This window comes from Ensifer sp. (genome assembly GCF_035999135.1).
Lineage (GTDB): Bacteria > Pseudomonadota > Alphaproteobacteria > Rhizobiales > Rhizobiaceae > Ensifer.
In genome coordinates, this window is the sequence record NZ_DASYGZ010000164.1 from 1 (window position 1) to 14,109 (window position 14,109).

Annotated in this window: 14 protein-coding genes and 1 tRNA gene; 10 read left to right on the plus strand and 5 right to left on the minus strand. The window is 61.7% G+C overall.

What is annotated here, in order from left to right; translation table 11 throughout:
- The first annotated feature begins 91 nt into the window (after window positions 1–91).
- The gene (locus VGO12_RS21155; protein ID WP_327514723.1) at window positions 92–2,227 is read left to right on the plus strand and encodes a sodium-translocating pyrophosphatase; all 2,136 of its coding nucleotides are present in this window, start codon (window positions 92–94) and stop codon (window positions 2,225–2,227) included.
- Window positions 2,228–2,296: 69 nt separating this feature from the next.
- Here VGO12_RS21155 and VGO12_RS21160 read toward each other — a convergent pair whose 3' ends face one another.
- Window positions 2,297–2,803 (minus strand): outer membrane protein assembly factor BamE, encoded by a 507-nt coding sequence (locus VGO12_RS21160; protein WP_327514745.1) that lies wholly within the window; start codon window positions 2,801–2,803, stop codon window positions 2,297–2,299.
- 138 nt (window positions 2,804–2,941) lie between these two features.
- Here VGO12_RS21160 and VGO12_RS21165 point away from each other — a divergent pair, with 138 nt between their 5' ends.
- The 6 genes from VGO12_RS21165 (at window position 2,942) to VGO12_RS21190 (ending at window position 7,466) form a co-directional block, all read left to right on the plus strand.
- The gene (locus VGO12_RS21165) at window positions 2,942–3,481 is read left to right on the plus strand and encodes a ubiquinol-cytochrome C chaperone family protein (protein ID WP_327514724.1); all 540 of its coding nucleotides are present in this window, start codon (window positions 2,942–2,944) and stop codon (window positions 3,479–3,481) included.
- Between the two features lie 92 nt (window positions 3,482–3,573).
- Complete coding sequence (locus tag VGO12_RS21170) at window positions 3,574–4,125, plus strand: DUF177 domain-containing protein (protein ID WP_327514725.1); 552 nt, start codon at window positions 3,574–3,576, stop codon at window positions 4,123–4,125.
- Between the two features lie 200 nt (window positions 4,126–4,325).
- The gene (gene plsX / locus VGO12_RS21175; protein WP_327514726.1) at window positions 4,326–5,384 is read left to right on the plus strand and encodes a phosphate acyltransferase PlsX; all 1,059 of its coding nucleotides are present in this window, start codon (window positions 4,326–4,328) and stop codon (window positions 5,382–5,384) included.
- A gap of 4 nt (window positions 5,385–5,388) precedes the next feature.
- Complete coding sequence (locus VGO12_RS21180; protein ID WP_327514727.1) at window positions 5,389–6,360, plus strand: beta-ketoacyl-ACP synthase III; 972 nt, start codon at window positions 5,389–5,391, stop codon at window positions 6,358–6,360.
- Between the two features lie 92 nt (window positions 6,361–6,452).
- Window positions 6,453–6,791: an integration host factor subunit alpha gene (locus tag VGO12_RS21185; RefSeq protein ID WP_034803721.1), complete on the plus strand. Its 339-nt coding sequence runs from the start codon at window positions 6,453–6,455 to the stop codon at window positions 6,789–6,791.
- Window positions 6,792–6,929: 138 nt separating this feature from the next.
- Window positions 6,930–7,466 (plus strand): MerR family transcriptional regulator, encoded by a 537-nt coding sequence (locus VGO12_RS21190; RefSeq protein ID WP_060580887.1) that lies wholly within the window; start codon window positions 6,930–6,932, stop codon window positions 7,464–7,466.
- A gap of 320 nt (window positions 7,467–7,786) precedes the next feature.
- Here the strand turns inward: VGO12_RS21190 and VGO12_RS21195 are convergent, their stop codons facing one another.
- The gene (locus VGO12_RS21195) at window positions 7,787–7,951 is read right to left on the minus strand and encodes a hypothetical protein (protein ID WP_327514728.1); all 165 of its coding nucleotides are present in this window, start codon (window positions 7,949–7,951) and stop codon (window positions 7,787–7,789) included.
- A 386-nt stretch (window positions 7,952–8,337) separates the two neighbouring features.
- Between VGO12_RS21195 and VGO12_RS21200 the strand changes: the two genes are divergently transcribed.
- The 3 genes from VGO12_RS21200 to VGO12_RS21210 all read left to right on the plus strand — a co-directional run bounded on the left by VGO12_RS21200 (window position 8,338) and on the right by VGO12_RS21210 (window position 9,995).
- A tRNA-Pro gene (locus VGO12_RS21200) sits at window positions 8,338–8,414 on the plus strand.
- Window positions 8,415–8,566: 152 nt separating this feature from the next.
- Window positions 8,567–9,430, plus strand: a complete 864-nt coding sequence (locus VGO12_RS21205) for a glycosyltransferase family 8 protein (protein WP_327514729.1) — start codon at window positions 8,567–8,569, stop codon at window positions 9,428–9,430.
- Between the two features lie 268 nt (window positions 9,431–9,698).
- On the plus strand, window positions 9,699–9,995 hold the full coding sequence (locus VGO12_RS21210; RefSeq protein WP_327514730.1) for a hypothetical protein: 297 nt from the start codon (window positions 9,699–9,701) through the stop codon (window positions 9,993–9,995).
- Window positions 9,996–10,053: 58 nt separating this feature from the next.
- Here VGO12_RS21210 and VGO12_RS21215 read toward each other — a convergent pair whose 3' ends face one another.
- From VGO12_RS21215 to VGO12_RS21225, 3 genes are read right to left on the minus strand one after another with little or no spacing between them, the layout of a single operon-like run.
- Window positions 10,054–11,247, minus strand: a complete 1,194-nt coding sequence (locus VGO12_RS21215; protein WP_327514731.1) for a glycosyltransferase family 4 protein — start codon at window positions 11,245–11,247, stop codon at window positions 10,054–10,056.
- A 3-nt stretch (window positions 11,248–11,250) separates the two neighbouring features.
- Window positions 11,251–12,495, minus strand: coding sequence for an O-antigen ligase family protein (locus VGO12_RS21220; RefSeq protein ID WP_327514732.1), 1,245 nt, complete (start codon window positions 12,493–12,495; stop codon window positions 11,251–11,253).
- Window positions 12,492–14,054 carry an undecaprenyl-phosphate glucose phosphotransferase gene (locus tag VGO12_RS21225; protein ID WP_327514733.1) on the minus strand — a complete coding sequence of 521 codons (1,563 nt, stop codon included), beginning with the start codon at window positions 14,052–14,054 and terminating at the stop codon, window positions 12,492–12,494. The genes VGO12_RS21220 and VGO12_RS21225 overlap by 4 nt, the downstream gene beginning before the upstream one ends.
- Window positions 14,055–14,109: the final 55 nt, after the last annotated feature.

Sequence of the window (14,109 nt, forward strand, 5' to 3'; positions counted from 1 at the left end):
GTGCTGCTTGAGGAGGTGGTGCGTGATTCGCGGTTTTGAGGGGCCTGCGGCCGGGAGTGAGTCCGCGGGTTGTAACGGAGGGTAATGCGAAATGACCATTTTGTTGGGCGTTATCGCATGCGGGTTGCTCGCGGTGGCTTATGCCATCTGGGCAACACAGTCGGTGCTGGCCGCCGACCAGGGGAACGCCCGCATGCAAGAAATCGCAGGCTACATTCGTGAAGGGGCGCAGGCCTATCTCACGCGTCAATACAAGACCATTGCCATCGTCGGCGTCGTCGTCTTCATCGCCGCATGGGTTCTACTTTCTCCCGCCGCCGCGTTCGGCTTTCTGATCGGTGCGATCCTGTCGGGCGCAGCCGGGTTCATCGGCATGCATGTTTCGGTCCGGGCCAATGTCCGCACGGCCCAGGCGGCTTCCGTCAGCCTTGCCTCCGGTCTCGACATCGCCTTCAAATCCGGCGCAATCACCGGCCTTCTCGTTGCAGGCCTGGCCCTTCTCGGGGTCTCGGTCTACTACGTCGTCCTCACGGCCGGCATGGGGCATGAACCTGCCTCGCGCGAAGTCATCGACGCCCTGGTTTCGCTCGGTTTCGGCGCATCGCTGATCTCGATCTTCGCCCGTCTCGGCGGTGGTATCTTCACCAAGGGGGCCGATGTCGGTGGCGACCTCGTCGGCAAGGTCGAAGCCGGCATTCCGGAAGACGACCCGCGCAATCCGGCGACCATTGCCGACAATGTCGGCGATAACGTCGGCGACTGCGCCGGCATGGCCGCCGACCTGTTCGAGACCTATGCTGTTTCCATCGTCGCGACCATGGTGTTGGCGGCCATCTTCTTTGCCGGCACGCCGTTGCTTGCAAGCGTGATGGTCTATCCGCTGGCAATCTGCGCGGCCTGCATCATCACCTCGATCGTCGGCACCTTCTTCGTGAAGCTCGGTTCCAACAATTCGATCATGGGCGCGCTCTACAGAGGGCTGATCGTCACCGGCGTGCTGTCGATCCTCGGTCTTGGCGCAGCCACATCCTTCACCATCGGATGGGGCTCTATCGGTACTGTCGCCGGCAAGGACATCACCGGCTGGAACCTGTTCATCTGCGGCATTCTCGGGCTGGTCGTGACGGCGCTGATCGTGGTGATCACGGAATACTATACCGGCACCAACAAGCGGCCGGTGAATTCGATCGCCCAAGCTTCGGTCACCGGCCACGGCACCAACGTCATCCAGGGTCTTGCCGTCTCGCTGGAATCGACCGCGCTGCCGGCAATCGTGATTGTCGGCGGCATCATCGCCACCTATCAGCTCGCCGGCCTCTTCGGCACCGGCATCGCCGTCACCGCCATGCTCGGCATTGCCGGCATGATCGTGGCGCTCGATGCCTTCGGTCCGGTGACCGACAATGCCGGCGGTATCGCGGAGATGTCGCATCTGCCGCCGGAGGTGCGCAAATCCACCGACGCGCTCGATGCGGTCGGCAACACCACCAAGGCCGTGACCAAGGGCTATGCGATCGGCTCGGCCGGCCTCGGCGCGCTGGTACTGTTCGCCGCCTATGCCAATGACCTCAGCTACTTTGCCGCCAATGGCGACAAATATCCCTACTTTGCCGATGTCGGGCAGATCTCGTTCGACCTTTCCAACCCCTATGTGGTTGCCGGCCTGATCTTCGGCGGCCTCATACCCTATCTCTTCGGCGGCATCGCCATGACGGCCGTCGGCCGTGCGGCCGGCTCGATCGTCGAGGAGGTTCGCCGGCAGTTCCGCGAGAAGCCTGGCATCATGGCGGGCACGGAACGGCCGGACTATGGCCGCGCCGTCGACCTTCTGACGAAGGCGGCAATCCGCGAAATGGTCATTCCGTCGCTGCTGCCGGTGCTGGCGCCGGTCGTCGTCTACTTCGGCGTCCTGCTCCTGTCGGGCTCGAAGGCTTCGGCTTTCGCTGCACTCGGCGCATCGTTGCTCGGCGTCATCGTCAACGGTCTTTTCGTGGCGATCTCGATGACCTCGGGTGGCGGTGCATGGGACAACGCCAAGAAGAGCTTTGAAGACGGTTTCGTCGACAAGAACGGTACCCGGCACCTCAAGGGCTCTGAGGCCCACAAGGCGTCGGTGACCGGGGATACCGTCGGCGACCCCTACAAGGATACCGCCGGTCCGGCGGTGAACCCGGCAATCAAGATCACCAACATCGTCGCCCTGCTGCTTCTGGCCGTCCTCGCCTGAGACGCATCTCCGAAACGAAAAAAGCCCGCGAGACACTGTCTCGCGGGCTTTTTGATGGATGGGGCAAACTTAGTTGCCGAAGTCCTTGAACAGGCTGCGTGCTGCGGCCTGACCGGCGCCGGGGCCTGTCAGCAGCTGGCCGAGGAAGCTCGTTTCCTTGCCGCCTGTCGGCGTCGTGCGCGTCAGCATGTCGAAGACCTTGCCGTCCTTCAGCGTGTAATGGGCGAGCTGGCTTACGGTGCCTTCCTTGTCGAAATAAACGGCCAAGATAGACTGATCGACCAGCTTCGGCTTCATGAAGGCGACGGGCCGCTTGCGCGTCTGCGAGATGTAATAAAACACTTCGTTGTCGAAGGTCGCGGTCGTCGAAGGCGTGCCGAGCGACAAGAGGACCTGCTCGCGGCTGGAGCCGACAGGAACGAGATTTAGCGTTTCCTGATCAACCACATAGCCCTGATGGAGAACTTCACCGACATTGGCGGACTGGCAGGCGGAAAGGGTAAAACCGGCGATGCTGGCAACGACCGCCACACGGCCGAGGGTTTTAAAGTTTTTTCTCAAATACCGCTTCGTCAACGACAGCTCCCCTTGGAGTAACGATGGCAGATCCGCCATTGCAATTCGTGCCTGCTTCGGTAAACCAGCTTCGGCCGTCATGCAACAACGGGATGGGCGCTTGCGCGCATTTCGAGAAAGCCAAGCCCGAGCTTTGTGATGATTTTTGGACTGTTCAAAAGAAAAAGTGGCAACACCGCGATTGTCGAGCGGCAATATGCCCTGCTGACCTCGGCGGCGCGCCAGCCTTACCTCTATACCGACCTCGACGTTCCGGACACGGTCATGGGCCGGTTCGAGATGCTGGCGGCGACGCTGATCCTTTATTTCCGCCGCACGCGCGCCTCGGCAAGGCCTGGACAGGAGATCGCCCAGGAAATCATCGATGCCTTTTTCGAGGACGTCGATCATTCGATCCGGGAACTCGGCGTGGGCGATGCCGGCGTGCCAAAGAAGATGAAGAAGCTCGCGGGCATGTATTACGGGCGGCTGGAATCCTATGCGGCTGCGTTGGAGGCGAAGGATACGACGGCGCTCGCCGCGGCGCTGAAGCGCAATTTCCATCCGGACGCCGGTGACAGCGCCCCTTCCATGGCGGCGCTGGCAACCTATATGCTGGCAGCGGAAGCTGAGCTTGCCGATGTCGCCGAAGAGGCTATCGAGACCGGCCAGTTGCACATTCCACCCGCTGGAGCGTAAGAGAAGACAAAGAGCGCCGCGACCGGAACCCCGGGCGGCGACTGCATTCGCGAGTGGCGGCGATATACCCCCGCGCGAGGAAGGACCCAATCATGAAAGACGACAGCCAGCCGGCCTTTTCCTATCCGGTCAGGGTAGGCCATATCTCGGCAAACGCCGTGAGCGTGCACCTTTCCGCCAACGAGCGGGAACGCAAGGCGCTTGCCGGGCTCTGGAACATCAACGAGGTTCTGTCGCTCGAAGCCGACCTGCAGATCGCACGCTGGAAAAAGGACGGTGTGAAGATCAAGGGCGACGTCAAGGCGCGCATCGTGCAGAGCTGCGTCGTGACGCTTGAGCCGGTCGAAGCCGAGATTGCTGAGCAGGTCGAGGCGATCTTCGTGCCGGAGGGGTCGCGGCTTGCCCGCCAGGCGAGCAACGACGGCGGCGAGATGATTCTCGATCCCGACGGTCCGGATATCCCCGACACCTTCATCGGCGATACCATCGACGCCGGCGTCGTCGTCAGCGAGCAGGTGGCGCTGGCCATCGACCCCTATCCGCGCAAGCAGGGCGTGGTTTTCGGCGAGCGGATCGAGAGCACGGCCGCCGACGACAAGAAGCCGAACCCGTTTGCGGTCCTCAAGGACTGGAAAAAGGACTGAGGCTGCCAGAGCTTCCCCTACAATTCGGTTGTCACGCAAAGGAAAAGCAGTATTTTGGCCCCAATCCGGCCGAAAGAGCCGCTGAAGCGATCTGCCGCGTGCTTGGCTCAAGCGTCAGAAGCATGTTTCGTCTTTGCGTTTACCAATGAGTGCGCCACGACGGTACGTGTTGTGTGGCAGAAATAAAGGATAAGACACGCGTGGTCAGAATTTCACTTGACGTGATGGGTGGCGACTATGGTCCTGAAGTCGTCATCCCAGGCGCCGCAAGGGCGCTTGAACGTCATCCGGATATCAAGTTCGTGCTCTTCGGCATCGAAGCGCAATGTGCGGACCTTCTGAACAAATATCCGAAGCTCAAGGCCAACAGCACCTTTTACGATTGCGAGATCGCCGTCGCGATGGACGAGAAGCCGAGCCAGGCGCTCCGTCGCGGCCGTGGCAAGTCCAGCATGTGGAAGGCGATCGACGCGATCAACGGCGGTGAGGCCGACGTCGTCGTCTCCGCCGGCAACACCGGCGCGCTGATGGCGATGTCGGTTTTCTGCCTGCGCACGATGCAGGGCATCCAGCGCCCGGCGATCGCCGCCATCTGGCCGACGCTGAAGGGCGAGAGCATCGTGCTCGACGTCGGTGCGACGATCGGTGCGGACGCCCAGCAGCTCATGGATTTCGCCCTGATGGGCGGAGCGATGGCGCGCGCGCTGTTTGAGATCGAGCGGCCGATGGTTGGCCTGCTGAATGTCGGCGTCGAGGAGATCAAGGGGCAGGAAGAGGTCAAGGAAGCCGGCCGTCTGATCCGCGAAGCCAATATCGACGGCTTTGACTATTACGGCTTCGTCGAGGGCGACGACATCGGTCGTGGCACGGTCGACGTTGTCGTGACCGAAGGCTTTTCCGGCAACATCGCACTGAAGGCCGCCGAAGGTACGGCGCGCCAGATCGCCGAATATCTGCGTGCTGCGATGTCGCGCACGCTTCTCGCCAAGCTCGGCTACATCCTGGCCAAGGGTGCGTTCGATCGCCTGCGCGAGAAGATGGACCCCCGCAAGGTCAACGGCGGCGTGTTTCTCGGCCTCAATGGCGTCGTGATCAAGAGCCATGGTGGTGCCGACGCCGAAGGATTCGCCGCCGCAATCGACGTCGGCTACGACATGGTGAAGAACGGCCTGAAATCGAAGATCGAGATCGATCTGGCGAAGTATCACGGCGCCGAGCCGTCGCAGGCCCTTTCCGCCGGCATGAATGATGAGGTTTGAATAGATGATCCGTTCCGTCGTTCGCGGTTTCGGCGCAGCATTGCCAAAGCGCGTGGTCACCAATCAGGAGCTCGAATCCAAGGTCGACACGTCCGATGAGTGGATCGTGCAGCGCACCGGCATTCGCCAGCGCTACATCGCCGGTGAAGGCGAAACGACCGCGTCGCTCGGCGAAGGCGCCGCGCGCTCGGCACTCGACAATGCCGGGCTTACCCCGGATGATATCGATCTCATCCTCCTGGCGACCTCGACCCCGGACAACACCTTTCCGGCCACGGCCGTCAACATCCAGGACCGCCTCGGTATGCGCCACGGCGCCGCCTTTGACCTGCAGGCGGTCTGTTCCGGTTTCGTCTATGCCGTGACCACGGCCGACGCCTATATCCGCGGCGGGCTTGCAAGGCGCGTGCTGGTGATTGGCGCCGAGACGTTTTCGCGCATCCTCGACTGGAACGACCGGACGACCTGCGTGCTCTTTGGCGACGGCGCGGGAGCGCTTGTCCTTGAAGCCCAGGAGGGCGAGGGCACCAATGCCGACCGTGGGGTCCTGACAGCAAAGCTTCGCTCCGACGGCGCCCATCGCGACAAGCTTTACGTCGACGGCGGCCCGTCGACCACCGGCACCGTCGGCCATCTGAAGATGGAAGGCCGCGAGGTCTTCAAGCATGCGGTCGGCATGATCACCGACGTGATCGAAGCAGCCTTCGAAGCGACCGGAACGACCGCCGAAGATCTCGATTGGCTGGTTCCCCATCAGGCCAACCGTCGCATCATCGACGGCTCCGCCAAGAAGCTCGGCATCCCTCTCGACAAGGTTGTGGTCACCGTCGACCTTCATGGCAACACCTCGGCGGCCTCCATTCCGCTGGCATTGAGCGTTGCCGCGGCCGACGGGCGCATCAAGAAGGGCGATCTCGTCCTGCTCGAGGCCATGGGGGGAGGCTTCACCTGGGGTTCGGTGCTCATCCGCTGGTAAAGAAATTGCTTAAGCAACAGACGCTTGACCGCAAAAGGCAAGGGCAATAGTCTTCGGACGCTGATCGGCGTACCAGACGTTGGTGGGGGAAGATGAGCGGAAAAACAGTAACACGGGCGGACTTGGCTGAATCGGTTTTTCGCAAGGTGGGTCTGTCGCGGACAGAGTCTGCCGAACTGGTGGAAACCGTCATTGACGAAATTTGCAACGCAATCGTGCGTGGCGAGAGCGTCAAACTGTCTTCGTTCGCGACCTTCCAGGTTCGCGACAAGAATGAGCGCATCGGGCGAAACCCGAAGACCGGCGAGGAAGTGCCGATCTCGCCGCGTCGCGTGATGACCTTCAAGGCTTCGAATGTGCTGAAGCAACGTGTGCTGAAGGCGCATCTTGGTCGCAGGGCCAAGCAGAAGCCCGTATCTCCCGTATCGTGAACTCGCGGTGACAACCACAATGTGGTTGAAAACCCATCCATAAGCCGTTGAAATGGAGCCGATTCGTGCCATCATCGGCACGATATCGGTTCATCGCGACATTCGAACATGAGTCGCGTGGCATGGAATGGGGACGATATGGAAAAGAGCCCGGATGCTTTCCGCACCATCAGCGAGGTCGCTGACGACCTCGATCTGCCTCAGCATGTCCTGCGTTTCTGGGAGACCCGGTTCCAGCAGATCAAGCCTATGAAGCGTGGCGGCGGCAGGCGGTACTATCGCCCTGAGGATGTCGATCTTCTCAAGGGCATCCGGCATCTGCTCTATGATCACGGCTACACCATCAAGGGCGTGCAGAAGCTCCTGAAGACCAACGGCAACAAGTTTGTCGCGGCAATTGCCAGCGGCGATCTGGCAACCGTCGAGGCGCTCGCTGCCTCCAGCAACGAGGAGCCGGCCCCGCCGAAGGCCGGGCTTTCCGAGGAGGACCAGATCGTCGGGCGCGCCAAGGCGCCGGCGAGCCGCCGCTTCTTCTCCTTCGGCGGCAACAGTGACGACGTTCCCGAAATTTCGCTCGGCAAATCCTCGTCCGTCGGCAAGGAGGATCGCGCGCTCCTGCAGGAAGCGCTTTACGATCTGCTGGAATGCAAACGCCTGCTTGATCAGGTTCGCTGACAGGCCACGGCGTCGCACGCCCTGGAAGGCGCGCATTCATTCGTGCGCCGCGTTTGGAATTGCCCGGAGTTCTTCTGGTCGAATCAGGGAACAAGTAATCCCCGCGCCTCAAAGGCATTCGCGGGCCACGCCTGCACGATCATCCGTCGGATAAATGCCCTGCACGGGGAGTGCGACGGTGCGTGCAGCATTGGGCGTGGCGGTGCGACCGTGTCCGCCCGTGCTCCATGGACACCGTCGGCCGACCGTTTCGAAGCGCGGGCGGCCACAATTGCAGGTGAACCGGCATTCGTCCGGTTCACCAAAGTCTGTCGTCAATGCTAATAGGAAAGCCGGAAGCCGCCGGGGCTGGATGCCGTTACGTCCGGTTCGGGGTAGGGGCCGGTCCACTGGGCATAGGTCGTGTTCGTCGACCCGGAGGTGGCGCAGCCGGAAAGGGTCAGAAGCGCGATTGCGGCGAGCGCCATCAAGGACTTAAGAGGCATGGTTTTCTCCTAGAAGGGGAGACACTCCAGGCCTCGAGGGCCAGTAACAAACTGTCCCTCAAATCATCGGTGATGGCAAGCTCACGTTGCGTTAGGCAACGTCTTTCGAGCTCTGCGATCCAGTTTTGGTGAAGGTTCCCTTGCCGCAGCCCACCAACCAGCCTGCGGCAGACCATCCTGCAACTCCGTTCTCAGCCCGTTTGGCACCCCGGCGCCGTCGGCAAGCCGATCGTCTCACATCGTTGCCTGCGCGGATGTCGGGATCAGCTGTTTGGGGCATCTCGCCAACCACAGCCGCTTTTCCACGTCGTTTATTCCTTTTTCGATGCAAGTCGCATTTTCCCGCTTGCGCTCTAAGCGTTGGTTATATAGGGGTTTCCTCGGTTCGGAGCGTAGCGCAGCCCGGTAGCGCACTTGACTGGGGGTCAAGGGGTCGTGGGTTCGAATCCCGCCGCTCCGACCATTTTTCTCTTTGGCTTTGAAGCCTGAAATCCCCCGCGGATCTATTCTCTCCATATCTCCTTGACTGGCGTCCGAATGTCGCGGCGGCTTTCCCGTAAGGGATGGAAGCATAGCAGGCCATCGTCTTGATAGGCTTGCGAGGTGGGGGGCATCATGCTTGCAGAAACGGACGGGCCGGCTTTGTCGTTAGGCGAGTGTTTCGTCGTCACTTCGATCGACCGAAGGTTCGTCGAGTTCGCAGGAGTGATGCTGCACACCCTGGCTTTGAACGGCGACGTCGATGAGGCCAACGTCGTCGTCTTCTGTGATGGATTGACCCGCAAGGATAAAGCGCATCTGAGACTGTGCAGCGGTCACCTCCGCCTGACGCTGTTCGAGCTGTCGGAAAAGACGCTTCGACAATTTCACGGGTTGAAGACCAACAGCAACTGGAGCCGGTCGATCTATACCCGGCTTGTCTTGCCGGACCTCCTTGGCGCAAAGGAGGGGCGGTTGATCTATCTCGACGCCGACACGATCGTGGTCGACAGCCTGGTTCCATTGCTGAAGCTGGATATGGCGGGCATGCCGGTCGCCGCTGCAGGTGACGTTTCCGAGCAGGACATTTCCCGCCTGAAGCTTCCGGATGGAACGAAAACCATGAATTCCGGCGTTCTGCTGATCGATATCCGGGAATGGCTGTCCAGGGATTTGTCGAGGGCATGCCTCGAGATCGTACGCTCGCAGGCCGCAAGATTGAAATTTTATGATCAGGATGCATTGAACATTGCGCTCGTCGGGCAATTCGCGCCTCTCGACCGTCGTTGGAACGTGATCCTGCATGCACACGTCGACGATCCCGCGATCATCCATTTCACGCACGACAAGCCCAACTCCGTTCGTTGCCAACATGTCGCGCAGCCCTTGTACCTGCAGTACAGGCAAGCGACGCCCTGGGCGAAGAAGGCTCTCAAGCCGCGCTGGCACAAGAGGGTCAATCGATTGGCTCACTCGCTCAGGCGGTTGTTCGGCGGTTGAAGCTCGGGTTTCGCCCTAGCATGTCGCGCAAAAGTGCACGGCGGTCTTGTGCAGCAGACCGCTGGAAGTTCGGAGCGTGCTTTAGGGGGAACATCGATGGAGACGGATCCTGCGCTCCTGCTCCTGCTGCCTTAAGACATCCATTGAATATCTCTAAAATGCCGTGTTCCGGTGGAACTCTTCGTGCGGGCTCGGGCCGAACGCTGTCCTTCGCAAGAGCGGAGGCGCGGCCTATGGCAGGCGCAGGCCTGCCGAAGGAGGAGATGCAATGAAGACGATTTCGAAATTTGCCGGCCTGTCGCTGCTGGCGATTACGGCCGCGGCACCGCTGGTGCTCGCTTCGAGCAATGCCTATGCCGACGACACTGCGGTCATCCTGGTGCCAGGGCAGCCCACCGGCTCGGGCGGCAGTGGCGGCGACACCGGCACGGCGAACTCGAACCCTGACACCGGCGCGCAGAGCTCGAACCCCGATACGGGCGCTTCAAGTGCCAATGGCGATACCGGGGCGCCAAGTTCCAATCCGGATAACGGTGGTCCGGGTGCGGAGGGATCGACGCCTTAACAGTCGCCTTAGAAGCCAACACAAGGAGGTCCTTCATTCAAGGACCTCTTTTTTTGCGTTAGACCGCTGCCTGGAGGGCAGCGCGCGCCTTTCCGGGTGCTGCGACCTTGCGGTAGAGCGCCTCGGTTCGATCCAGCATAACGTCGAGGGTAAAGCGCCCGCTCAGTCTGCCGGCGGCATCGGTCAATGCCTTGAACGTCGACGGTTCCGCCGACCGGATCATGGTTTTGGCAAGCAGGGACGTGTCATCGCTGTTGGGCAGAATGAAACCGTTCGTTCCATCCTCGATCACCGTGCGGGCGCCACCGATATCGGTTGCGATGATCGGTTTTCCGGCGGCGGCTCCTTCCAGCATGACGTAGGACATGGCCTCGTACCGGCTTGGCATCAGCAGGAGGTCGAAGGCGGGAATCGCTTGCGGGCCGGTGAATGCGGAGGTCAGGTGCATGCGGTTCTGCAGACCACTCTCGGCCATGGCAGCGCGCAGGCTCGTCTCGAGTTCGCCGCTGCCGACCATTACCAGATGGCTGTTCCTGACGGCGGCCGCGACGCTCTTGAAGGCCGCGATCAGCCGTTCCGGAGCCTTTTGCGCCGACAGCCGGCCGACGAAGCCGAAGACGAAGGCATCCGACGCGATGCCGAAGCTGGCGCGAAGCGTCTGCGCCATCTCGCACGTGGGCAGCGCAACGCCGTTGACGATCACCGACATCCGCCGTTCAGGCATGTGCAGCGAAAGCGCGTGGTTGTACTCGTCCTCCGAGACACAGATGAGCTGGTCGGTGAAGAAGCGGGCAAGCGCCCATTCGATCGTGCCATAGATCAGCCTGCCACCGCGCCCGAGGCTCGGGTCAAGCGTGCGGAAGGCATGCGGGGTATAGAGACGCGGAACATGCGGACCGGGAAGCCTCAGGCGCGTCAAAGCGCCAGCCTTGGAGCTGTGGCCGTGGATGATATCGAACCTGTTGCCGCCGATGATGCGGCGCAGTTCCACAAAGCAGGCGATATCCGATGGACCGGGCGCGCGCTTCATGGCGACGGCATGCACGGCCGGCAGGCCGATCGCCTTCAACTCGCGAACGAAGCTGTCCTCGGCGCGCACCGGTGAATAGACGGCCTCCACGTGGTGGCCGCGCGCGTGCATGCCGCGGCATAGGTCGACGAAGTGACGTCCCGAGCCGCCGCCGCTCGGTTCAAGCACCTGCAGGAGTTTCAAGGACGGGGCCAGTGCCCGGCTGGGAACCACATGTTCCATGGGTCAGGAGCTCCAGCCGGTCCGCACCTGGCGGCGATGGCGATATTCGAGGGCGGCGCATCCCCAGATGATGCCGAGAAGCATGTAGAAGTGGCGCCAGTGATCGGTGTCGATGACGTTGCCGACACCGACATGGCCGATGAGGGCGACCCAAGCGATCATCAGATAGGTCTGCCAGGGGCGATTGAGCAGCAGGAAACGGAAGCCGAGCGAAAGCGTCCAGACGATCAGTGTGACGTAGCTGATGAAGCCGAGCCAGCCGTAGGAGGTCAGCGATTTCAGCCAGACATTGTGTTCGTCTTCGGGGAAGATCGTGCTGAACACCATCGGCCCGATGCCGAGCGGCTTTTCCATCGACATGAGGAAGCCGAGCCGGTGGCGGTCAAAGCGGCCGAGGTGGCCGCCGTCATAGTCCTGCACGAGCTGCGAACGGCTGGAAAACAAGGTTGCGACCTGCTCGGACTGCAGTGCGACGAGAAGGGCGCCGACGATCATCAGCCCGCCCACCAGCGCCAGCACCAGGATCCTCAGGCGGAAGAGGCCGTTTCGTTCCTTGAGCAGCATGACGAAGACGAAGGCGACCACGCAGAAAAGATTGAGCGCCCAGGCCGCGCGCGAAAACGACAGGAAGACGCCGAGCGCCAGCACCATGAGTGCGGCGATCTTCAGCGGCGCCTTCTGGATCGGTTGCGTCAGGATCCCGTGGATCAGATACATGGCCGGGACGGAAAGGAACGGTCCGAACACGTTGGGGTCCTGGAACGCACCCTTGGCGCGACCGTAGAGCGTGAAATTCTCGGCGCCCGGCACAGCGCCGAAGTAACCGAGGATTCCGAGCATGGCCGTGATGACGGCCGCAATGACCCAGGCATTGAAGATCAGTCGCAGTCGCTCATGGCGATCCTCGATGATTGCTGCGAAGAACACCGACGACAGCGCAAGAAAGCCGGAAACGGCCATGTACATCGGCCCCTTCGTCAGGTCGACCATGACCGTGAGCGACAGCATGCCGCCGATCATGAACAGCGTCAGGAGCGTGAGGAGGGGGGCGATGCTGCGCGAGATCTTCAGGCCGAACAGGGCCCACAGGCCGATAAGCCCGACGAGGAACAGTTCATAGGGGGCCGGCTCGAAAATGACGAAGCCGGAGAGAAACACGGCCAAAGCCACCATCCCCGAGCCAAGCAGCGAAAGTGCTGCAAGCTGGGGACGGGCGATCGGGAGCCGGCCTGTATCGACGGCGCTCAATAGGCATTCTCGGTGTTGAGAAGCCGGAACGGCGTCAGGAACAGGATTTTCAGGTCGAACAGCAGCGACCAGTTCTCGATGTAGTGGAGATCGAAGGCGGTGCGCAACCTAATCTTGTCGTCATTGTCGATCTCGCCCCGCCAGCCGTTGATCTGGGCCCAGCCCGTGACGCCGGGCTTGACGCGGTGACGGGCGAAATAGCCTTCGACCACATCGGAATAGGTCCGGTTCTGGGTCTGCGCCAGAACGGCGTGCGGACGCGGCCCGACCAGCGACAACTCGCCCTTGAGCACGTTGAAGATCTGCGGCAGTTCGTCGATCGACGACTTGCGGATGAAGCGCCCGACGGGGGTCACGCGCGGGTCGCCCTTGGTCACGGCGTTGCGAGCCGTCGGATCGCCCAGATGCGTATACATCGAACGGAACTTGTAGACTTCGATCGTCTCGTTGTTGAAGCCGTGGCGCTTCTGCTTGAAGATGATCGGCCCCGGCGACGTGGCCTTGACCGCGATGGCAGCACCCAGCATGACCGGCCACAGAAGCACCAGCGCGACCAGGCTGAAGAAGATGTCGAAGCCGCGCTTGGCGACCGAGTCCCAGTCGGCGATCGGCTTGTCGAAAATGTCGAGCATCGGCACGTCGCCGACATGGGAGTAGCTGCGCGGGCGGAAGCGAAGGTTGTTGGCGTGGGCTGCGAGCCGGATGTCGACCGGCAGGATCCAGAGTTTCTTCAAAAGCTGCAGGATCCGCTTCTCCGCCGTTAGCGGCAGCGAGATGATCAGCATGTCGATGCGGGCGAGGCGGGCGAATTCGACGAGTTCGTCAACGGTCCCCAGTTTCGGATAACCGGCGATGACATTGGGCGAACGGCGCTCGTCGCGGTCGTCGAAGATGCCACAGATGCGAATATCGTTGTCGGGCTGGTCCTCGAGCGTGCGGATCAGGTCCTTGGCCGGCTGGCCGCCGCCAACGACGACGGCACGGCGCTCCATCGTGCCGTTTCGCGCCCAGTGACGGATCGAATAGGCGATGAAGGCGCGCTCGGCGAGAAGGAAGAGCGCACCGCCGAGGAACCAGCCGCCGAACCAGACGCGCGAATACTGGTGGCCGGACTTCAAGAAGAACAGCGCAATCGCGATGCCGCCGAAGGCGACGGCCCAGGCTGCCAGAATGCGCGGCATGACGCGCAGCCAGGCGCGCAGTGCCGGGATCTGGTAGGTGTCGGCGATCTGCATGGCGGCGACGGCGAGCGCCGAGCCGCCCACGAGAATGCCGAGATAGAGCGGCAGCTGATCGAAGCCCGGTTGCACGTAGAGCGCGTTGATGGCGTAGCCGATCGCAAACAGCGCGCTGAATTCGAACAGGCGCATCAGCCCCATGATCATCGCCGGCGAATAGGTATCGGCGCGGAACTGTTCGGCGATCTGCCGAGCCAGCGGATTGAGTTCCGCGTTGGACGTTTCGTCCGGCATCTCGCCGGGCGAACGGGCGCGGATTTCCGAAATCTTCTTGCGAAGCGCATCGGGATCGAATGAACCCGGGCGATCAAACTTGTTCATGGCTGTCTTCCGCGCTGAAGTCCCTCAGACCGGATAGCAGAAAGCCACTAAGAAA